20 protein-coding genes are annotated in these 21,181 nt (G+C 61.9%); 6 read left to right on the top strand and 14 right to left on the bottom strand.

The genetic code is table 11. The annotated features are described in order from the left end of the window. Positions 1 to 188: 188 nt before the first annotated feature. Positions 189 to 383: a hypothetical protein gene (locus ACFVJ3_RS45730; protein WP_378458370.1), complete on the top strand. Its 195-nt coding sequence runs from the start codon at positions 189 to 191 to the stop codon at positions 381 to 383. 63 nt (positions 384 to 446) lie between these two features. On the opposite strand, the gene ACFVJ3_RS45735 is transcribed toward ACFVJ3_RS45730, so the two are convergent. The 3 genes from ACFVJ3_RS45735 to ACFVJ3_RS45745 all read right to left on the bottom strand — a co-directional run bounded on the left by ACFVJ3_RS45735 (position 447) and on the right by ACFVJ3_RS45745 (position 1,816). Then, positions 447 to 1,058: an FHA domain-containing protein gene (locus ACFVJ3_RS45735; protein ID WP_378458371.1), complete on the bottom strand. Its 612-nt coding sequence runs from the start codon at positions 1,056 to 1,058 to the stop codon at positions 447 to 449. Then, positions 1,055 to 1,477 carry a hypothetical protein gene (locus ACFVJ3_RS45740; protein WP_378458372.1) on the bottom strand — a complete coding sequence of 141 codons (423 nt, stop codon included), beginning with the start codon at positions 1,475 to 1,477 and terminating at the stop codon, positions 1,055 to 1,057. Before ACFVJ3_RS45740 ends, ACFVJ3_RS45735 begins: the two co-directional genes overlap by 4 nt. Before the next feature lie 63 nt (positions 1,478 to 1,540). Continuing rightward, entirely contained in the window at positions 1,541 to 1,816 is a 276-nt protein-coding gene (locus ACFVJ3_RS45745) for a CD225/dispanin family protein (protein WP_378458373.1), read from the bottom strand. Between the two features lie 789 nt (positions 1,817 to 2,605). Here ACFVJ3_RS45745 and ACFVJ3_RS45750 point away from each other — a divergent pair. Beyond that, positions 2,606 to 3,130 carry a dimethylarginine dimethylaminohydrolase family protein gene (locus tag ACFVJ3_RS45750; RefSeq protein ID WP_378458374.1) on the top strand — a complete coding sequence of 175 codons (525 nt, stop codon included), beginning with the start codon at positions 2,606 to 2,608 and terminating at the stop codon, positions 3,128 to 3,130. A gap of 282 nt (positions 3,131 to 3,412) precedes the next feature. Next, entirely contained in the window at positions 3,413 to 4,105 is a 693-nt protein-coding gene (locus ACFVJ3_RS45755; protein ID WP_378458375.1) for a response regulator transcription factor, read from the top strand. Here the strand turns inward: ACFVJ3_RS45755 and ACFVJ3_RS45760 are convergent. After that, positions 4,071 to 5,462 carry an ATP-binding protein gene (locus ACFVJ3_RS45760; RefSeq protein ID WP_378458376.1) on the bottom strand — a complete coding sequence of 464 codons (1,392 nt, stop codon included), beginning with the start codon at positions 5,460 to 5,462 and terminating at the stop codon, positions 4,071 to 4,073. The two genes, ACFVJ3_RS45755 and ACFVJ3_RS45760, sit on opposite strands and share 35 nt — an antisense overlap. A 176-nt stretch (positions 5,463 to 5,638) precedes the next feature. On the opposite strand from ACFVJ3_RS45760, the gene ACFVJ3_RS45765 reads away from it, so the two are divergent. Beyond that, on the top strand, positions 5,639 to 6,544 hold the full coding sequence (locus ACFVJ3_RS45765) for a phosphatase PAP2 family protein (protein ID WP_378458377.1): 906 nt from the start codon (positions 5,639 to 5,641) through the stop codon (positions 6,542 to 6,544). Positions 6,545 to 6,682: 138 nt separating this feature from the next. On the opposite strand, the gene ACFVJ3_RS45770 is transcribed toward ACFVJ3_RS45765, so the two are convergent. From ACFVJ3_RS45770 to ACFVJ3_RS45790, 5 genes are all read right to left on the bottom strand, one after another. Continuing rightward, the gene (locus ACFVJ3_RS45770; protein WP_378458378.1) at positions 6,683 to 6,976 is read right to left on the bottom strand and encodes a hypothetical protein; all 294 of its coding nucleotides are present in this window, start codon (positions 6,974 to 6,976) and stop codon (positions 6,683 to 6,685) included. A 146-nt stretch (positions 6,977 to 7,122) separates the two neighbouring features. Continuing rightward, positions 7,123 to 7,596 (bottom strand): hypothetical protein, encoded by a 474-nt coding sequence (locus ACFVJ3_RS45775; RefSeq protein ID WP_378458379.1) that lies wholly within the window; start codon positions 7,594 to 7,596, stop codon positions 7,123 to 7,125. Positions 7,597 to 7,830: 234 nt separating this feature from the next. Continuing rightward, positions 7,831 to 8,175: a hypothetical protein gene (locus ACFVJ3_RS45780; RefSeq protein WP_378458380.1), complete on the bottom strand. Its 345-nt coding sequence runs from the start codon at positions 8,173 to 8,175 to the stop codon at positions 7,831 to 7,833. 654 nt (positions 8,176 to 8,829) lie between these two features. Beyond that, positions 8,830 to 9,531, bottom strand: a complete 702-nt coding sequence (locus tag ACFVJ3_RS45785) for an MspA family porin (protein ID WP_378458381.1) — start codon at positions 9,529 to 9,531, stop codon at positions 8,830 to 8,832. 611 nt (positions 9,532 to 10,142) lie between these two features. Beyond that, positions 10,143 to 10,499 (bottom strand): hypothetical protein, encoded by a 357-nt coding sequence (locus tag ACFVJ3_RS45790; RefSeq protein ID WP_378458382.1) that lies wholly within the window; start codon positions 10,497 to 10,499, stop codon positions 10,143 to 10,145. A 128-nt stretch (positions 10,500 to 10,627) separates the two neighbouring features. On the opposite strand from ACFVJ3_RS45790, the gene ACFVJ3_RS45795 reads away from it, so the two are divergent. Beyond that, a complete protein-coding gene (locus tag ACFVJ3_RS45795; protein ID WP_378458395.1) occupies positions 10,628 to 11,599 on the top strand; it encodes a methyltransferase in 972 nt (323 codons plus the stop codon). A 163-nt stretch (positions 11,600 to 11,762) separates the two neighbouring features. After that, positions 11,763 to 12,911 (top strand): ATP-grasp domain-containing protein, encoded by a 1,149-nt coding sequence (locus ACFVJ3_RS45800; RefSeq protein ID WP_378458383.1) that lies wholly within the window; start codon positions 11,763 to 11,765, stop codon positions 12,909 to 12,911. Between the two features lie 25 nt (positions 12,912 to 12,936). Here the strand turns inward: ACFVJ3_RS45800 and ACFVJ3_RS45805 are convergent, their stop codons facing one another. The 5 genes from ACFVJ3_RS45805 to ACFVJ3_RS45825 all read right to left on the bottom strand — a co-directional run bounded on the left by ACFVJ3_RS45805 (position 12,937) and on the right by ACFVJ3_RS45825 (position 20,670). After that, positions 12,937 to 14,196 (bottom strand): acetyl-CoA carboxylase biotin carboxylase subunit family protein, encoded by a 1,260-nt coding sequence (locus tag ACFVJ3_RS45805; protein ID WP_378458384.1) that lies wholly within the window; start codon positions 14,194 to 14,196, stop codon positions 12,937 to 12,939. Positions 14,197 to 14,433: 237 nt separating this feature from the next. Beyond that, a complete protein-coding gene (locus ACFVJ3_RS45810) occupies positions 14,434 to 15,288 on the bottom strand; it encodes an aminotransferase class IV (RefSeq protein WP_378458385.1) in 855 nt (284 codons plus the stop codon). Continuing rightward, positions 15,289 to 16,215, bottom strand: coding sequence for a hypothetical protein (locus tag ACFVJ3_RS45815; protein ID WP_378458386.1), 927 nt, complete (start codon positions 16,213 to 16,215; stop codon positions 15,289 to 15,291). Then, positions 16,181 to 19,624 (bottom strand): ATP-binding cassette domain-containing protein, encoded by a 3,444-nt coding sequence (locus ACFVJ3_RS45820; protein WP_378458387.1) that lies wholly within the window; start codon positions 19,622 to 19,624, stop codon positions 16,181 to 16,183. Before ACFVJ3_RS45820 ends, ACFVJ3_RS45815 begins: the two co-directional genes overlap by 35 nt. Next, complete coding sequence (locus ACFVJ3_RS45825) at positions 19,618 to 20,670, bottom strand: cupin (protein WP_378458388.1); 1,053 nt, start codon at positions 20,668 to 20,670, stop codon at positions 19,618 to 19,620. The genes ACFVJ3_RS45820 and ACFVJ3_RS45825 overlap by 7 nt, the downstream gene beginning before the upstream one ends. Positions 20,671 to 21,181: the final 511 nt, after the last annotated feature.

Consider the following 21,181-nt stretch of genomic DNA (forward strand, 5'->3'; position numbering starts at 1 on the left):
GGGGCCCTCACCCAGCGTTGCCCGCACGGAGGCCGGAAACGGGCAAAACAGCAGGTCGGACAGGGGTTGACAGGACCCCGCCCTTTCAGGGATGACCTGATTTCTGCCACCCTCATGGGACCACTCGGACTGCCGGTGTGGGACCACCACCCTGGCGCGTCGCGCCGGAAATCCCGCGGACGGCTCGTGTGATCGTCGTGTCGGTTTGCCCGGTCTCGAAGGCGGAGGGGCACGGCTTTCGGGACGTTGAAGTCAACGAAGTGAAGGAAGTGATCCCGCGTCTGGCTCGGTGCCCCCAAATTACCGCGTGGATGGTCGGCGGCGACAACCATCCACCGCTGACGATCACCGACATCGACGCTGAAGTCCCGCCGGGGCTGTGATCCTCCCGTGTCGGACGTTGCATCGCGCGGGTGTGTTGTCGATCTTGACGACGGTGACAGGTGTCAGGGGGTGTGTGGGGTGAGGGTGTTGTTGTGGGTCAGGGCCCGGGCGGCGAGTTGCGCGCGTTTGTGGTGTGGGGGGAGGTCGTCGAGGTGGAATTTGGTGTATAGGGCTTGCAGATGTGTTTTGACGGTTTCGGTGCGCACCTTCAGGGTGTCGGCGATGTGTTGGTTCGATGCGGGGATGGGGTGGTCGGTGCCGTCGTGGAAAGGCCGGCACAGTTCGGTGAGGACGGCGTTTTGGGCGGGGGTGAGGTCGAGGGGGCGCTCGAGGGTGCCGCCGATGTTGGTGATGCCGCAGTCCGTCGCGGGCTCACCGTGGTAGCTGAGGGTGCTTTCACCGATCCGGATGACGTCTCCTGGGTGCAGGGTCTGGCGTCCCCGTATTCGTGTGCCGTTGACGAAGGTGCCGTTGCGGGAGAGGCTTTCGTCGATGACGGTCCAGTAGACGCCGATGCGTTCGAGTGTGGCGTGGAGGCGGGAGATGTCAGGGTCGGTCTGTAGTGACAGGTCGGCATCGGCGGAGCGGCCGACGGTGATGGGGGAGCTGTCCGGGATCAGCGGTATCTGGTGGGTGTGTCCGCGGTCGGTGTAGGTCAGCGTCGGGTCGGTCATTGGGGGCCTCCTTTTTGGTGTGGGTTGGTCGAGACGGGCCGGGTGGTGGGCATCTGGGCCAGGATCTTCTCGGTGGTGTCGAGCATCTGCTCGACGACGATTGCTGCGGCGATACCGAGGGCGAGACACACCGCGCTGGCGAGGGGGAGCCACGGGGTGAGGACTCGGGGAAGAACTACCACAGGACGGCCGGGACGAGAAGCGGGGCGGGACCGCGATCCGCTGGGCTCGGACAGTTGGTCGCGGAGCGCGGTCAGGGCGGTGCGTTGGGTGTAGTGGGGGTCGGCGGGCCGGTGTAGGTGTTCGTCGTCATGGGTTGCTTTCTTGTGGTTGTAGTCGTGGTCGGGGGTAGTGACTGGGTGTCGGCTGTCGCCGGTGTCCTTCCATCGTGGTGGGCTGGGGCTGTTGGCGTTAGCCACCCTGGGGGTGACTGTGACCACCCCTGGGTCCGTGCGCCTTCTGAGTGTGTGGTTCCGGTTCGGTCAGGTGAAGGCGGAGGACAGGCACAAGGCGGTGGAGAGGACGCCGATGCTCAGGGCGATGATGCCGAGGGTTCTGGCCCTTCTCGAGGCGGCGCGGGCGCCGGCGAGGTCGCCGCTGCACCAGCGGGGGAACACTTTCAGCGCGTCGCTGAATGCGGCGAAGGCCAGCGGCCAGAAGAACACCACGGCGGCGACGGCCCATCCGACGTTCGACGGCGGGAGTGGGGGCGGCGTCGGCGGCGGGGTGTGTTGTGTGGACAGTTCGGGCAGGGTCATGGGGTCCTCCTGGGCTGGTGCGGCGGGGGTGAGTGCCCCGTTAACAGTGGTCCACGACGATGTTCGGGCACATCCCCCTCAGGGTGGGGTGCGGCCATCCCTTGCTGGGCTCGGTAATGCGCTGGAGGACTGCGATTTCGGCGAATTTTCGGGGTGGGGCGATGTGCACCTTGATGGGGATGAGGGACCCCCGTGGCGCCGGGCATTGTTGACGTCATCGAAAGCTCTCGGCTTCGACCTGATGGTGCGGCGGGGATGCGGCGGCGGGGCCGGTGGTGTTGTCGAGGAGGGTGCCTCATCGGAGTCAGGTGGTCGGTCGCCGCGGTGGCGGTCGACGAACTCCTCCGGTTTCGCTTCTTCAATTGCTCACTTTGCGGTGCCGGGGGAGCGCAGACTGGATTGATGGTGTCGTCGCAGCGTCACAGGGCAGGCAAATCTTGGGCCCGAGTTCGTCCTCCGCGCTGGAGGGGCTGCTTTCCGCCACGGGGCGGGTAGCGCAGGGCACGGTGAACCCGAGAAGCGTCTGGTACGGCACGCCGGTTCGGATCTGCTGCGCCACCACCGCTCGCTGCACCGCCGATCCGCGGACGCGGACACCGGGTGGCATCTGAAGGTTTTCGCCGGCAAGGCGCACACCGAGATCCGATTTCCCGGCGACGCGACCCGGTCCTGACGAAGCATGTCATCGAGCTGGCCGTCAAGACCCCCTTTCGGCGAAGAGAAGTCTTCAGTGTCCGCGACCTGCTTCAGCGGCGCGTGGCCGAAGACCCCCAGGCGCACTATGTCTCGATGCCCACTCCGCGCCCCGTCAAGCCGACGCGGCGGTCCGATGGCCCGGGTCCCTTTCTCGAAGGCGGCGACATCTTCGTCATGGGCGGCGACGTCCTGGTCGGGAACTCGGGCCTGGCGTCGGACCAGGCCGGCATCGACTGGCTGCAGCGCTACCTCGGTCCGGAGGGCTACCGGATCCACGAGGTCCCCCTCACCACGAACTGGCTGCACCTCGACTGCATCTTCGCCGTGGTGCGTCGGGGCCTGTGCATCTGCGACACCAGCGGCCTCGCACGCGGGCTGCCGTCGATCCTGAAGGACTGGGAGGTCATCCCGGCGACACCGGAGGAAGCGCATGCGCTCGGCTGTAACACGATGTGCCTCGAGGAGAATGTCGTGCTCATGGGGGAGGAGCAAACCCGGTTGATCGGGGAGCTCGAGAGGAGGCAGGCCACAGTCGTGTCCGGCTTCCGCATGGACATTGCGTCACAGTGGGGTGGGGGCATTCGTTGTGCGAGCCATCCCCTGCGTCGAGAGGAGTGAGCCCTCGGCCTGCGGTCACGATGGCGAAGGCGCGGCGGCGCTCACGGAAGCTCAGCCGCGAACGAGGCCCAACCCGGTGCCGCGAGTACTGCGGGGTTGGCCGGTTCGAGTCGGGAAGGTCGGCCTCGAGTCACGGCGCGCTTCCGAACTTCCAACGGCCCCCTTCTCGGGCATTCAAAGCATTGCTCTGTCTTGCTGTGAGCGCGCTGAGAACCGGGCCTGGCAGACGGTTCCGGGGCGATAGTGTGGTTCGGTGCGCGCCGGTAGCAAATGGAGCATCCCGTGAGGGTGTTGATCGTCGAGGACGAACCGCGCCTGGCGGACATGGTTCGCAGGGGTCTCGAACTGGAAGGGTTCGTGGTGGTCACGGCGTCCACCGGCCCGGACGGTCTGTGGCACGCTACCGAGGACACCTTCGATGTGATCGTGCTCGACATCATGCTGCCCGGGCTCAACGGGTACGAACTGCTCCGCACGCTGCGCGCCAAGGAAATTTGGACGCCGATCCTCATGCTCACCGCGAAGGACGGCGATTACGACCAGGCGGACGCATTCGAGTTGGGCGCGGACGATTATCTGACGAAGCCGTTCTCCTTCATCGTGCTCGTCGCGCGGTTGCGTGCTCTGATTCGTCGAGGTGCACCCGCCCGGCCCGTCGTCCTCTCGGTGGGCAGTCTGACGCTCGACCCGTCACGGCATCGGGTCGAGCGGGACGGCGAGGAAGTGTCGCTGACCGCTCGTGAGTATGGGCTCCTGGAATACCTGATGCGTAATCCCGATGTCGTGCTTGCGAAGAACGACATCCTGCTGAATGTGTGGGACACGCACTACGAAGGCAACGAGAACGTCGTCGAGGTCTACGTGGGTTATCTGCGGCGCAAGATCGACGGTCCTTTCGGGACCGACAGCATCGAGACAGTACGCGGCGCCGGTTACCGCCTCAGGACGGATTCGGCCCGACCACCGGAAGCGTGACCACGACCGTGGTACCGCCCTGTTCGGTGTCAACGATGTGCGCTGTCCCGCCGTGTGCTGCAACAATTTCCGCGACTATTGCCAGACCCAGCCCGGACCCTCCCCGCGCGCGCTCCCGCGCGTGTTCGAGGCGGACGAAGCGTTCGAATACCCGTTCCCGGTCACCTGCGGCGATACCCGGGCCGTCATCGGTGACGATGATGCGCGCACGATCGCCGTGCCGGGACACGTCGACGTGCACGGTCGCGGCGGCGTACCGGATGGCGTTGTCGAGGAGATTGCGCGCGACGCGAGAAAGCTGGGCCGCATCGCCACGGATCCGAACCGGAACGAGCGCTGCGGTGACGGAGATATCGGCGTGGGCGCGAAAGCGGCGCACCTCGCCGTCCATCACGTCGTCGACGTCGACGTCGGCGAGACGCAGCGGCAGCCCCCGCTCGTCGGCGCGGGCGAGGAGCAACAGGTCGTCGACCAGCAGGCCCATGCGCAGAGCCTCGGGTAGCAGGGTGTGCCGCACAAGATCCCGGTCGAGGAGTTCCGGTCGGGCGTCGGCGAGTTCCAGCGCTGCGGTCACCGTGGTCAGCGGGCTCCGCAATTCGTGCGAGGCGTCTGCGATGAACCGGTGTTGCGCCGCATGCCCTGCCTCGAGTCGGGCGAGCATGTCGTTCATCGTCCGCGCGAGGGTGGCGATGCCATCCCGTTGCGCCGGTACCGGAACTCGCTCGCTCAGATCGGCACTCGAGATCGCGGACACACGAGTTCGGATGTTCTCGACGGACCGCAGAGACAGACTCACCAGCCCGTAGGTCATGAACCCGGCGACGATCACGATAATCGGGCCGCCCAAGGCGAGGAGCCCGCCGACTGTCGCGAGTGTCGCTTCCACCGATTCCTCGGTCGCCGCCACGATGACGGTGTACTCACCCCCGACCCCGCGGGCAGCCTGAGCGGTGATGCGCAGGTCGCCGCCGTCCGGGGCGGCGGTCCTCACGCCCCGGACCGGTTGCCCGTCGACCGGTGGCCGAATGTCGGTGACTGCGTCTCCCGGCTCGTCATCCGATGACCGCACCACTTGTCCGTTGCTGTCGGCCACCTGCACCAGGGCGATGCGTTGATCGGTGTCGACCAGTTGGCTGTCGAGGTCGGCGGGTGCGTCTGTGCGCAACTGTGCGGTGATGTCCTCGGCGCGGGCGGTGGCAGCGTCGTCCAGCTCAGACAGCAGGGAGCGGTGGAGGACGTACACCAAGGCGACCGCGCCGAATGCGAGTGCGACGGCCACGACCGCTGCGGCAGTGAGTGCGGAGCGGATCGGGAGTCCCCACAAGGATGGCCTCGCCCACGTCGGCACGCTTCTCATGCCGCCATCATCCGCTACTCGTCTCCGCTCGGTGTCCAGGCTCGACGACCAGGATGGTGTCACGGCGCTGTGTAACCGCTGAGAACCGCACACTCATCAGAAAGTCCGCCTCGCGGCCCTGCCGGTTCGGATACTCCTCAGCGTCGCCACAGTGAGAGCTATCGATACTGCGAGGTGTGAGGGAAGTAGCAACGCAACTATTTCAGGCCGGCGCGCAGGCTTCGCCCGGGCATGCCCGGTTGATCGGTGTCGGTCGCGCCGCCCTGACGGAGGTTCGAGAGGGAAGCGCGGCGACGTTCGCTCTGGTCCTGATCGCCTCGTGTCTCGTGGTCTTCGTTGCCGCGTCACTGGCGCGCGGCGTGGGCGACACGCGACTGGGTCGGGCGTCGTGGGTGCTGACGGGAATTCGCCTCTGCGCGCTGGTGATCGGATTCGGTGCGCTCGCCTACCAGGTGAGAATTTCGGGGACGATTACCGCAGCCGACCAACTCGTACTGAACTGGCTCACCGAGCATCGTTCGGCGTGGTTGACCGGACCGGCCATCGCGATCACCGATGCGGGTAGCCCGGTCGGCACCTTCGTTCTTGCGATCGTGATCGGCGCGATCGCCTCCCGGCGGGCGCACTCCCTCCTGCCCGCGATCATCCTGGTGGGCACCGTCGGCGCGGCCGGTGTGGCGTCCACCGTCACCAAGGGCCTGGTGGGGCGGCAGCGTCCGCCGCTGATCACGCAGGTTCTGCTCGAGACCGATCACTCTTTTCCGTCAGGGCACGTCACCGGGGCGATGGCACTGTTCGGGATGACGGCGGTCATGCTCGGATTCGGTCTGCCCACCGCCCAACGCTGGGCACTTGGTGTTCTTGCCGGTCTCGTGACTGTGCTGGTGGCCGCTACACGCCTCTACCTCGGTGAGCACTGGTTCACGGATGTGGTCGGTGGCGTCGTGCTCGGCGGCGCCGCCGTACTCGCCGGATCTGCGGTCTACGTCGCCTGGATGAGCCGGATCGGTGTCCGAGACTGTGGTGAGTACCCTGTTCGGTCCGTCGTCACGGATACGACGACGATGGGAACCGCGGCATGAACCGGCACCGGGAATCGGAATCCTGGATGCCTCGACACTTCTGGGCACCCTCGGACTGCTCGGGCCCGAATACGACTCTCGTGACTCTCAGCGTCGGGGAGTGCCCGATCTCGGGGCGGGATTCTTCTCGGGGATGGATCAGTTTCCGAACATCATTCCGCCATGGTTGTCCCGTACACCGTTCTGTGGCTGGCCTTGCCATTTGTTGCACCAGTCGTTCAGTTGGTTGCTCGGCGTGTCGGCACTCCAATTCGGGGCGTCTGCCCACGGACCGCAGGCGGGGGCATGGGGCGGCGGAGTGCTGGGTTGCGCCTGGGGTTGGTTGACGCTCGCCTGTACGGGCGCCGCCGCCGCGGTTGCGATCCCTGGCCCACCCAGTGCTGACACCGCAATGGCAACTGCCGCCACCATGGCCTTCTCGTTGAACTTCATGACTACCTCCGAGTCTATGAAGAGGCTGCGCCCGCGACTGTCGGCATTGTCCCAGTCGAGGGCATACATGAAGTGTGGCTCTGCTTCCCTGTGAAAACGCTGAACGGCGCACCGGGCATCCGAGTCTGCGATCACCTATTCGTTAATCACGCAGATTGTGTACCTTGGCCCACCGCGACATGTCCGGGTTGGTGAGACGCACGGCTGGCGGTGTCGGCTACCCACTGCGCCGAGAACTGCCGCGTTCCATCCGGTCGGGTTCTGACAAAGTCAGCGGCACCGGCAGCAACCCACGGAACCACCACCGCGACGGCCTTGATCGCGCCTGATCGTCCCACCAGGCGGGCGCTGCAGATCCCGGCCAACAGATCGCCGGCGTCACTTGCCAGCCCGGCCGACGCCCAGCGCCGGAACTCCTCGCGGCGGCCCCTCGTCCGGGCCAGAACCGCACCGCCACCGAGGACGAGATCGCGGACCCCGACCGTCCGCAGCAGCAAGGCGTTCGTACCGTTCGCGGCGTCCTTGCGAGGCAGTACGACGGTCGGGGCGGCGATGAGCAGCACCCCGACACCGACTCGTGCGGACGCGAGCACCAGCGAAATATCGATGCGCCCAGTCATGACTAGGACTGTATCGCCGACCGCAAGCAGCCGGCTGTCGAACCTGCCTGCGTGGGCACCGGCGACCGCCCTCCCAAGTAGCACGTGAGCATGGTGAGCTTGCGTTCGAAGTCAGCGCGGGCGCGGTCGGTCATGGCGTCGTCGAGGCAGTCGAGAACATCACCTGTGACCCGGCACCCCGAGTCCGACTGACCCGAACGCGGACCACGTTCCCCGGCACGGTGGGGGAGAGGTTTACGCCGGGTCGGTGCCTGTGCGGCGCTGATGGAACCGTGCACGCTGAAGATCGAGGAGTGCCGCGCTCTCGGTATCGACTTGCTGATGGTGGCGGGCGATTGCGGCTCGAACGGCTGCGGTATGGCGGTGCAGTTCTGCTGCTCGGTCGTCGGCGTTCTCGTCGTTGAGGAAGTGGCCGGCTGCTCGATCGCACTTGATCAGCAACTGTTCGTAGGCGAGGCGAGTTGGTGCCTGCTCGCTGAGTTGCGTGGCCGCGATATTCTCCACCAATTGCAAAGGAATACGGAACAATTGGTAATTGATTCGCAAAAGGGCTATCGGCGCGTCGCGCAGTGTTGTCACGATCGGCGTTGTCAGCACTCGTGGACGAACATCCGGAGCGATTCGAGCCGAGACTCGCGGACGGGTCACCGCGGTCGCCTGTATTCCGTGAACATGGTGCACGCGAGCAGTCCTGTCTCGTTCCGGGGTAACCGATATCCGATTCTTCTGAAGTCATGCGCTGAAAAGGCATTCATTGCCACCGCTCAGGCAGGACTCCCAAAATCGTACGCTGAACTTATTGAGAGTTTGCTGAGGAGACATTTCAGCGTTCCGCTGTGTGTGAAATGTCTGATTGCCCTGCGGGTCGATTGGTGGGCTCCGTCGAGTGGGAGTTCCTGATATTGCGCTGAGAATCGCGGTCGCAGGGTTACGTAATGTGATTGTGCTGGAATATTATTGGCGTGCTGCCCATCGCTGCAACCGATACGAGGCAGCGTGTCGGTCCTCATCCCGGGGCGAGAGGGGGAGTGGCCGGTACAGCGACTCCCGTCGGCGCAAGCTCATTTGCGCCGACGGGAGCCTTCGGTGCGCTTACTGTCATGAAGCCGCCCGAGGGGCGGGGACCGGGCACGATACCGTGCGCAGCGCGCTGAGAACGCTACGCACGGTATCGCGACACCGTCTGCGAGTCGCACCCGCACCCGATGTCACCGGGAGAGCATGGGGCGCTGTCTAGTTGAGCTTCTGAGGAACACCGTACGTCATGACGGTGTCACCGCTGGAAGTGACTGCCACGGCGTACGGACGGATGGTGACCGCACCGATCGCACCGGAGATCGAACCGTGAACTCCCTGCATCCTCACCGCGGCCGCCGGCCCATCGAACGACTGGTTCTCGAGGAGTGGAACAGTGGTGATTCCGCCCGGTTCCAGGTCGATGTCGAGTTCCTGCGAAGGAATGATGTCACCGACGAGGTCGGCGTGGTTACTCGCGTTCAGGCTCAGCGCGGGGTCCGGGACGAGCCCGAGGTCGATTCCGTTACTCGTGCCGATCGCAAACCCCAGGCCGGGTGAGTTGAGGACGATGGTCGCGCCGGTCAATGAAATCGGGTACCCAATTTGATAGCCGACAGTCAGTTTGGTGCCCTTGAACTCTGCCGCGTTGGGCCCCGTGATGTTGACCCCCGCGTAGCCGTTGTGGAAGAACTCGACGCTGGTCGGCACCCCGTCCAGCGGCGGAACCACCTGGAACTGCGTATCGCCTTGCAGGACTTCGATGCGATTGCCTCGCGCGTCGATGACGGAGCTGGAATTGTCCACCCCCGCCATGGCGGTGCCATTGCTCATGGTCAGGCCCAGCACCGCGATTCCCACGACTGCGACTGCGCGCGTGACGATTCGGAACCTTCGTCGAGAGCTGCCTGTGTCTGTCATGTCTACCCCATTCTGAGTGCACGTCGATCGAGACAAGAATGAAGGCTGAGCGTATCCAGTGTGGGAGTAGAGCGTCTTCGTATTGATCAGAAATTCACGAAAAGGATTCGTGGCCACTAGATTTGACGGATATGTCCGTGCAGGATCCAACGCTGCGGCATCGGTGTTGCGGGCAGGTGGCACCCTCGTGCGAGCAGTGGTGTGCTGCTTGCATCCCGCTTGACGAGCGCCGCAATTCCCGACGCTCGTCGATCGCGGTTGGAGGGCTGATTGCCACGTTGTGGATCAGCGACGACCGCGGACGCGACGGTAACACCGGTCCGCTGAGGATTCGCTGAGAGGCCGGCCGGCCGCCCTGTCCGGATCGGGACTTGTCGACCCGGATTCGTTCGGCGAACCTCCGCGGACGGTGTGCAGGCACGAGAGGATCGCTTTGTCGGCATGTCCGCTGAATCAGTGCGAATGTCGGTAAGAACTTGTCGCAGAAGTGGAGATCGTCCCAGCTGCTGAGGATCGGGACGGCACTGTCAACTCGAGCAATCCGAGGGCGATTTTCGCCGGTTCTCCTCTTCGATTCACCAGGTCGCGTGTGACGAATGCGGCTTATGTGGTTAGCAGATTGTCCTACACGACCTCGAGTTGACAGCGCCCTCGAGATAGTCGGTTGCCTGCGCCGACTCCGCTTCCAGATCAACGATCTGGAGGATCGGATCAAGACCGTCCTCGACGAATGCGGGTCGACCCTGCAGAACATCCGCGGGGTCGGGCCGATCATGGCCGGCCGCATCCTCGCCCGCACCGGGTCCGTCGTGACCGGTTCGGCGGCCGTGCTCACGCTGCCGCGATATCTCCGGGGGGTGAATGGTTGCCAGCCCCGGGGTATCTATCGAGTGACGCGGTGAAGCCTCACGCTGGTTGAACGCCCGGGAGTCTGGGAGTTCAACCGCTGAGATCAGGGAGTCATCCATGACGCATCCGTCCATCGTCGGCCAGTCGGGCGCGGGCATTGCAGTATTGCTGTACTCCACTACCTATTCAAAGGCGCACAATGTATTTCGATTTCCGTGATAAGCCCGAACGTCTCTGTGTCAAAGAGATGGTCCATGGCTACAACATATCCTGCTGCTTATTCGTAGCCGTCAAGCTAGAGCTCGCCGATCTGCTAGCGGGGGGCCCGCTAGCGCTTGTCGATCTAGCCCAACGAAGCGGAACTGATCCCGATGCGCTCGAGCGGATCCTCCGCCTACTGATAAGCGCGGGAATCTTCTCCGTGGACGAGCAGGACAAGTGCGCACTCACGCCGCGAGCCGAGTTTTTGCGCAGGGATAATCCGGAATCGATCGCAAGCGAGGTGGAGCTCTTTGCTGGCGCAGAAACTTATCTGGCCTGGAGCGAACTGCTCCATTGCGCTCGTACGGGACAGACAGGATTCGGCCAGTTCTTCGGCAAACCCCTCTTCGAGTACCTAGCCGATCACCCCGACTCCGCCCAGCGCTTCCATTTAGGCTGGCACGAGATCTCGATCCGCGCCGGTCTCGAGACCGCGGAAGCGGTTAATTTCACGGACAATCGGCACGTCATCGATGTCGGCGGTGGCTACGGCATCGTGACCGCCCAGCTGTTGCGCAAATACGATCATCTGCGGGGTACGATCTACGACCTGGAGTTCTCGCTGGCCAGGGCCGGTCACACCTTGCGGGAATATGGCGTCGATGAGCGCTGTGACATTGTGCCCGGCGACGGTCTGACAGAGGTGCCTGGCGGGGGCGACGTCCACCTGCTCAAGAGCGTTTTGCACACGCTGAACGACGATGACTCGGTACGCATCCTCACCAATTGCGCGAACGCGCTCGAGCCCGGCGGCAGGATTCTGGTCCTGGAGAGGGTGATCAGCGAGGATGGCGGATACGTCTGGGGGAATGTGGTAGATGTCGCCATGCTGGTTATGACGGGCGGCCGGGAGCGAACCATTCACGACTACGCACGCCTGTACCAGCGCGCCGGCCTCGAACTCACCGGCAGTACGCTCCTGCCCTGCGGCTTCAGCGTAATCGAGGGCCGGAAGTGAGACCGGCCCGACGAGCGCGACCTCCAAACGCCGGAATCGCCCCCGATCCGCCGAGATCCGCTAGGGGTGGACACGAGCCGGTATTTCACTTCAACGGACATGGAGGAGCCGGGTCGGCATGGCTCACATATTGATTGTCGGCGGACATGACGAGACTTTCCGAATGATCGAAGATCTGCCGGTCGAACTGTCTGTTTTTCAGAATTCTGAATCGGTCACCGTGCGCCAGGCCAGGCGCGCCCACCGGCTGTGCGTATTCGACTACCGCAACCAGAAAGAGGCGCTCTGCATGGCACGGGCGCTGCACGAGCTCGAACCCGTCGATGCCGTCGTGTCATTCACCGAGCATGGCCTTATGCCAGCCGCCGTGATCAGAGAGGCTCTAGGCATCAAGGGCAACGCGCGGGAAGCCGTCCGGTTGACCCGCGACAAAATCGCCATGCGCGAGCACCTGGCCAGCCGTGATTTCGGCGCTGTGCTGACCCAGAGCTGCCATTCGGCCTCCGAGGTACGGAACTTTCTTCTCGCAGTGGGCGGCCCAATTATTGTCAAGCCGGCTGGAGGCGCCGGCAGCTCCGGCGTCTATCGCGTCTCGAGCCTTGACCAGGTCGAGTCCGCATTCGCCCACTCTCGCGGCGAGTACCCCGGGCCGACCCTCGTGGAAGAGTTTATCGACGGCCCCGAATACAGCGTCGAATCCTTCACCACGGATGGCCGGCATGACATCATCGCGGTGACCGCCAAGACCACGACTGGCCCGCCACGGTATATCGAAATCGGTCATCTAATGCCGGCCGTGCTCGCAGCGTCGGCCCTTGCTGAGCTCCGCGGTCTCGTTACCGATTTCCTCAGTTCGATCGGTCATTCCTTTGGGCCAGCCCATACCGAAGTGCGTTTCGGCCCGGCCGGGCCCCGGATCATCGAGGGCAATACCCGTCCTGGAGGCGATTTCATCTGGGAGCTAGTGCTCCGTGCAATGGGTCGCGATCTGGTCCGGGAGTCGATCTGTCATCTTGCCGGGCTGCCGCCGCATTCGCGAACACCCGGGCGCGGGGCGGGCTGCATCGCGTTCTTTGCCTACGAGAATGTGGTGATCGAACGGGTGCAGGGCATCGAGGCCGCGCGTCAGACCGAGGGGATAATCCGGTTACAGTGTTCTCTCGAACCAGGGCAACGCCTCGGTCCGCTCCGATCCTCTGCGGATCGTCAAGGTGTAATTGTCGCGGTCGGCACTGATCTTGTGGATGCCAAGCGCCGGTTGGCAGGGGCGCAGGCTCAGATTCGGGTGGAGACGAGCCCGCTCCGGCACTGACAGGGCAGATGTACGCACCGCCCGGTCAGCAAGATGTGGGGCATTGCATGGGCTGCTCAATTGGTATTACTTGCACGGTCGTCAAAATTTCGCGAATAAGTGATGTCACTTCAGAGCTCGACCGACCAGCGACGATGCCGCTGACGGGTAATTCGAAATCGAAATAGCTAACGGTCTTCGGAAGAGAAGCGCCTGCATCCAGCTCCTTCCAACGAACGACATCTGGGTGGCCTTGAAATCTTTCGCCGCCCGAGATCGCACAGTGCCGCGACCGAAGCAGGTGACCTGGGAACATGAAATCCCCGTAGACCTTGCTACTCGCCGACCTTTCGAACCACCGTTTCAGTGGATTAATTTCAAGAGGTGACCAGTCGAGGTTGCAGGCCAAACCGGCCGCGACCAAGTCGATGCCCGTGGCAAGCCGGAATGTCTCCTTGATATGTCCGCCGCCGGGGCGGGCACCGACCTCCAGGAAAACCATTCCATCTACGGTCTCGATCATTTCAAGATGAAATGGGCCATTGTAGATACCCACGGCCCGAAGATACTCGACCGCTACCTTGCAGCGCCCGCCGTCGTCGTCGACTTGAATCGATCCCTGCGGAACTCCTTGGGCAAACTCGAGGCAAGTGCCTAAATATTTGCTGGCGACGATCGCCACCGGCGCACCGGCGAGCATTACGCCATCGAAGTGGAAGATCGGCCCCTCCACATATTCTTCGAGCTGGAAGCGCTCCGGATCCCAGTCCTCCAGACCTGTTGGGCCCTTGAAGATCGCAGTGCTGGCGTCAGCGTAGGTGGCGAAAACGAAAACATCCTTGCTGGCGGTTCCATCGATTGGTTTGAGCACCGTCTTCCCAGCCCAAGGAGCGACATCGGCGGATGAAGCTGTGAGCGCCTCATCGCACCGAACAAATCGAGGTACGCGAAGTCCGCATCCTGCGACTGCGGCTTTCATCGCTACCTTGTCGTTCACGATGTGGACCTGCTCCGGTAATGGCCCGTCTACTCCGAGGCTCCGCCTTATCTGCGCTGCTTCCATCATCTCGTATTGGGAAACGCTGATGAGTCTGTCGAAGGAATCGTCGGGAGAGAACAGGGTGAGAGCTTCCTCGGCCAGACTTGCTTGACCTGGCCGTTCAACCCTCTTGCAGGGAAGGTCGGGCGGCACGGTAGCAAGTTGCGCGGCTGTGCCCACGTAGACGGCATCGTGAATTCCATGATCTATTACACGATGGTATTCGATGAAGGAATAGGGAACGCGATGGAGGATGAGCAGTTTCATTCAGGAGACTCCGCTGGATGGAATATCGATTGGCGCAATGGCGCTTTCAGCGCGCTTATCCGAAGGTTGAATATCGTTGATTGCGCGCATACAGCTCCTGCGGTGCGGGGGACTCGGTTTGCTTTCTAGTACTATCCCGAGCCGGCGGACTTGAAGCCAGGAACCCTGGGGGGAAAGATCGCCCACCCCCTTGTGGTAGTCCGGGTCGACCACCCACAGAAGACAGCCTTTGAACCGTTATCGAATCGCGGACCGGCCGTTGGTCAAGTTTCGATACTCGGTTGCAAGCGCATCGACCAATGCGGACTTCTCATACCGGATCTCGTCGATACCGGTAACCCCCATGATTTCGACCGCAGTGCCACACAGAAACGCCCCGTCGAACGATCCGATCTCGCCGTACGCGATGTCGCGTTCCGTTACCGAGAGCTTCAGTCGCGGACACAGCTCATCGATGATCACCCCTCGGGTAATCCCGTCGAGCGCTAATTCGGTAGTGGGCGTGAACAATGCGTCTCCCCTGACGAAGAACACGTTCGATCCGCTCGACTCGCAAACAGCGTCGGCTATCGAAAGGAAGAGCACATCATTGTAGCCGTCAGCCCTTTGGCGGTGGCTCAAGTAGCTCAACGCGTAGGTAGACGACGTTTTCGCCTGATACGGGTGGCACGAGGCGGGTGCACGCCGCCACGCTGCCGTCGAGAGCCGATATTGCTCCGTGGCCGAATTCGAAGGAAAGGGCAGGGCAAACAGGACCACCGTGCTGGAAGAGTCCTGCGCCTTGAAACTGACATCTGTGTCGTCATAGAAAACCAAACACTTTATGTACGCATCGGCCAGTTCGTTGGCCCTCACCAATTCCCGGCAAGCATCGGCCAAGTCCGCATCCGAATATTGCAAGGTGTGCCCGAACAACTCAGCGGACCGCCGCAACCTGGCTATGTGGTCGTCACATTTGAATATGCTTCCGCCGTAGGTGCGGATACCGTCGAATACCGATGTGGCATACGACAACCCATGGGTGGCAGGTGACAGGCTCACCTCGTCAAATCGGACGCATCTTCCATCTGCCCAGGCTATTTCGCTGATCATCTAGTCTCCATGTCGCGATCTCGCGTATTCCTGCATCGCCTGCGTACGCCGTGTATTGACTGGAATCAGCCAGTTGTCCAGGTCGACAATGTGAATTGCGCCTACCCGGACCTTGGCATCGATAGCGCCTCGGCCAAGGCAGACGTCCGCGAAACCCAGCCGATCCGCGAAATGATACATTTGATAGTAGTCGGTGATATACAGATTCAACCCGCGCGGAATTCGGTCGTGGTCCAGCCCCCGAACGAGCTTCGTAAACACGCCACGGTCATCGTCGGCGTAGCTCAGTGATCCGGCCAACGGAGTATTCGAAGACTTCTCGTAGTCCAGCTTCACGTAGTATTTCGTACCTTCGGACGAGCGTGCCAGCATACGCAGCACATCGCGCGTATAGAGGTTCTTGGCGTGTCCATATTTCGCCACGTTCAATGCCTGAAGGTTGGCGAAATCGCGTAGTACTCGATTGTCTTCCGCCACTTCCGAGAGACGGTGTATCTCGGTGGTGCACGCTGCCTCAGCCTTCCTTGTGAGCCTGACTATTGATTTGTATTGACTGGCTCCTACCGCTGTTCGCAGGGCGAGATCCACACTTCGGGAAGACCGGAAGAATGCCGCTTTCATGAATGGAACTGCAATAGCGTCGGCGCGACGACAGCGATCGTATCTGCGAAGGGATGGGACCAACAACCAGTCGGCGGTTGATGCCAGGTCCAACAACTCCGCCAGTGTCCGATTGTCGGGCTCGTCGCACACGGGCATGTAGAAGTATCCGGGTGCGACGTAGGCTCGCTCGCGATGCAGGGCGTCATCGCCGCTCACGCTGCCCTGGAGCACCGCGTTCCAGTGCGCGATGTTCCTCAGCGGGAGTTGTGGCTGTGGAACGTTGTGGCTGTTACAGAACGCATCGCGTTGAGGCTGCCATTCCATGGACTTCCTCCTTTTCATTCCAGTTCCGATCGGCTGTCGTTTGCGACTGGCCGGAAATATCGAGGAGACGTCGCTCACCGTTGAAATGGAAGACTCGATTGGCAAGTTTGGTCAGCTCGGGATTGTGCGTGATGATGAAGAAAAGCGTGTCCGGCAAGGCAGAGATCACGGCCCGCAATATCGAGAGCTCTGCTCCTGCACTCAACTCGGAAGTCGCTTCGTCGAGAATTGCGACCGTCGGGCGATTGATCAAAAGGTCGAGGAGCGCCAGCCGCTGGAGTTCCGTCTTGCTCAGATTCAACTGACCGGTGGCGGGGACGGGCTCGTCGAATCCAGAGGGGAGTCGGCGGGCGACGTCTGCCACGTCGAGATAATCGACCACGCGAGCCAGTTCGAGCGGTAACGGGCTGTTGAAGTGTTCGATCAGTCTTCCTGGCTTGAAGATCGGACTCGACGTCATCAAGAGGACGTCTTCGGCGTGGGAATTCGACACGTATCCCGTCGTCCGGCCCAATGTCGAGAGGACGCCTGTTGTCGGCTGCAGACTGCCGACAACCAGCTTCGCAAATGTCGACTTACCGACCCCACTCGGACCCATTATGACCACGACGTCTCGGCTAGCGAACGACTCTGAGAGATCCTCCAGCAGCACCGCCCCGGTGTGCGGCGCGACGTACCCGACCTTCGAAAACGACACGAGCGCTGTGTCTTCAACTGCTGGGCCAGTCCAGCACGGCGCCGGGTCGGTCGGAGGCGTGAGGAGACGATCCGCGCTGTCGAGAACCTGCCTGAGGTCGACCAGACAACGGCCCACTCGCGCGAAAACAGCGATGAGGCTGTACGAGAGACTGAGCGCGAGAACACCTTTTAGGCCGGGTCCGCCGCCGACATGGACAAACACGGTTGAACCGACGACGACCGACAGGAAGAGCACACCCATCAAATCGAGCTTGTAATTGAACCAGCGGCGCGCGCCCGCGTTGTCCATCGAAGCGAAGGCACGATTCATCAAACTCGTGTTCAGCCAGTTTACGAGAGCCGAGTTGTCGCGTGCCAAGTCGAATCTAGCTGAGCTGCACGTAATAGCCTCGACCCGCTCCAACACTGTCGACGTCGTACCGATCTCTCTATCGTTGAAGTACTGCAATCGCTTTCCCGATCGACTCGAACTGTGCCAGTAGGCGAAGCACATCCCGGCAAGGGGCAACAGGACGAAAATGTTCTTGCTCAATACGAACCCGGTGGTCGTGAGCAGCAGCGTAGCCGCACCCAGCGTATTCAGAACTACTTCGGGCAGAACTTCGTCGATACGTCGTTGATCCCATGTCAGTTTGCTCTGATAGTCCTGATTGACCTCGACAAAGGCCGACCTGGAGAGCTTTGGACTCATGACAGTCGAGAAATAACTCTGACACTTGCGGGATGCTGCCATGATGCTGCGCTTGACTACAAGTAAGGCGGTGAAAATCGACAGGATTGCCCCAGCCGACAGTACAGCGATGAGGGTTATCGCTGCCGTCCGCGCATTCGTGGTCGAAATTCCGCTGGCAGCTATATAGTCACCGACAATCGTCAGAAGGTCGCGGCACGCAAACAGGACGCATGCAACAACTGCAACCTTCGCGATGCCCAGGCTCATCAGACTGCGGCGTGACGAGGTCGAGAGTTCCGGTCGGTCGATGCCCTGGGGATGTCGAGATACCGACCGATCCTCGGGAGCGCGCCGCTCTTTGCGGTCTTGAACAGGATTCGCCGCCCGTGGTGTGAGGTTACGTATCACCTCCACTACCTCGCCTCCGGCCACTACCCAAATCTCGTCTGCAGCATCTTTTTCATCGGGCTTGTCCGTTGCATAAATAACCGTGGTGTCGTGCCATGGCCCGCGCAGAAGCGAGGCCAACAGCCCTCTCGCCAGGTCGTCGTCCAGCCCTGCGGTGGGCTGATCGAGGTAAACGAACATCGGTTCGGCCAATATTGCCCGTGCCAGCTCCAGCCGCTTCCCCTGCCCGCGGGACACGTCCCAGCCCTCGGTCCGGTCGCGTGACTTGCTTGCGACGTAGTCGCCGTAAAAGGTTTCGGGAAGTCGGGACAGCTTCAAAGCTTGACGGGCCTCGGGGTCCGTAAAATCGCTTCGATAGAGACACAAATTTTCGTAGAGCCCGCCAGGGAATATCCACGGTTCATCCGGTACGAAGAACGTTTTGCTGTTCACTTCACTGCTGCGGCGTGCACCGATTTTCAGAACGGATGTCTTGCCACTGCCGGCCTCGCCGACCACAGCGATGTGCTTCGCCGTTGTTGCCGGCAGGTGCGTTGCCGTCGCATCGGTGTCTGCCGGGTGGGGACTGGATAAATACTTCGCAATGTTGGTGTGCCCGACGATGCCCTGGGAAAGGCTCTGAACTATGAAGGGAATATTGTTGGCGACGGATTTCAAACCCCCGACCAGCGCCATTGCGGACAACAGGCCCGCTGGATCGACGTAACCAACGTAGGCCAGCTGGGTAAACACCGCGGCAAGCATGGCAACGATTGGAGTGAGTGTCGATATGAGGTTGATCCGCGCGACAAGGCGCGCCGCTTTCAGGAGCGCGCGCTCCTCGCCATCTCGCTTGTCGGCATAGCGCCGAAACAGTTCGTCGTTCCAGTTCTTGAGCCACGCGAGCAGGCGATTGTTTATCGAAAACAGGCCGACTTCGATGCGATCTGCCGCCGTCGCGGACAGTGCGGCATGCGCGGCATTCAATTGTCTAGCGTTCCAGTAGATCACCACAGAACTAAAGAAGATCACCGACAGACTTGCCAGAGCACTCAGTCCCAACGCCACGAAGAAGTACGCGGAGGTAAAGGTGATCGTTGCGAGTGCAAGGATGATGAAAATGAGGCCTGACCATGCAGTTTCGACGCGTGCCGCCTCCCGGTCCAGTAGCGTGACAAGGTCCACCGGTTGGTCGGAGGGTGCAACGCTGCGCTTCTTGTGCAGCAACCTTTGTTCTATGTATGTCCGGGCTCCGATGCCGACCACGTCGGCTTGCATAAAGGTGTGATTCAACGCAAGCCACGCCAGGTACGTCAGCACGATGCAGGTGATACCAAGCGTGAGGTTGGTCGTGAGCGCTGAACCGCCGGCGGCGAGGTGCTGTATCAGTGCTTTCAGTGTGATCGCAGCACCGAAGGCGCATCCTGCGTTGATCGCGATGGCCACGAGCCCGAGCATGATGTCACGACGGAGCCCGCCGAGGACGGATCTGCTGAGTCGCTCGCCTCGGGGCGCGTTCACGTTGTCCCGCTGCGCCGCGTCGCACCACCGCTGCCATCTGGAGAGGTGCGCGGCGTTGGACAGTGGGTCGAACCGAGTTTGGGGTTTGGGAACCTCAAACCAGACGACTTTCCTGAGGACGCTCAGCATGTGGAGTACGTGGGGACCACCGTGTCGGCCACGGCGATCGACGCGATTCTGTCGCACAATTGCGTGATCATCTTCCATCCCTCAGCGAGTGCTTCGCGGAGTTCTTGGATCTCAGCCGGCGTTGCTCGATTGAGCAGATCGATCCCCATGCTCACGTGCTGGCCGTCGTCTTCTCCGTGTTCTTGGAAGTGAGGAATTGTTGGAAACGCTCGCGCCGCTTCTCGGTGCCAGATTTCGCCACTACCTTCCAGCACCACATGCATCAGCAGAGTGCGCACCATGTCGCTCCGGTAAAGCATCTGATGCCTGAACCAATCCATTGTCGATACGAACGTCGCATCGGTGACCGGCGTGTGCGCCGATTCCCGTTGGTTGCGCAGGTTGTCGTTATGCCCCAGTTCCTCGACCAAATGATCGAGCGCTACTTGCTTGTGCGCCGGATCGGTAGTCATCGCGACACGCAGGTGCAGCAGGTCCTGAAACCTGTCCGACCACGTTTGCTGGCAGTCGAGCAACCGTTCCCGAACGTGTGGGTTGTCAAACGAGGGGTCGTCGATCAGCCGCAACAGATTGCTGATTCCGAATTGCTGCAGGTACGTCTCGTTGTCCGCCAGGAGCACAGCCGCCCGATTCGGTACATCGCTTGCAAACATCGCGTTGGGCTTCTCGGCGTCCTCGTAGAGTGCCTTGCCGTTGAACTGGATCGAGAGCGCCCAGAAACCGTTCTGGGTTCCTTCGAAGCCATGCCAGGAGTCGCCGGGTACGAGGATCATGTCCCCCGCAATGACCTCCTGCTCTGCACTGCCCATCGTTCGTCCGGAACCCTCACAGATCAGGATCAGGCTGGACTCGGGATGCTTGTGCACCGCGAGGACCTCACCGCACTCCAATCTGACCCAACTGATTGCCAAATTGCTGGCACCAGGAATGAATTGCGCCAACTGAGGGTGTTGGTTGAATATCTTGACGACACCCAGGTTGTGGATGCTCCCGCCTACAACGGCTTCGTTGATCGTCTCGAGTGCGCTTCTGGCGATTACGTGCATTGATTTCTTCCTTCTGTGGGACATCTGCGACTTCATTAGATTTGCGTCACGAAAAGGTGGCGTCGATCTCGTCGATGCGGTGGCTCGCGCACGCTGCGAGTAGCCCGCTCCCGAGAAAGTAAAAGCCGCGGTCGACCTGCCTCGAGCTCGTTATTCGAGCCGTTGCAAGTGACGGCTGTCTCGGTGATTGGAGTAGTTACGGGCCATATTTGGTTGCGGCCAGCACGGATCCGGCGATCGGCTATTCACAAGCGCTTTGGCGGCGTATGACCCCGTCGGGGCAACACACGGAAGTTGCACTCATCGATGGTCAATGGTCCTCGCTATCGAAGCCTGGAATCTGTGTCGCACCCAATCGTGGGCGGGTGCCTGCCCGCTGAATACGCACCCCAGGGGTGGAAACTTCACCCCCCGCGGAAAGGGTGTCGAGAAATCTCCCTAGGGTGTCTATCCGCATTCGCCGCGCGCCGTCGAAGATAGCTGAACACCGCAGTATGGATGAAAGGCGAGT

Source organism: Rhodococcus sp. NPDC127593, from assembly GCF_042671975.1.
Taxonomy (GTDB): Bacteria; Actinomycetota; Actinomycetes; order Mycobacteriales; family Mycobacteriaceae; genus Rhodococcus_F.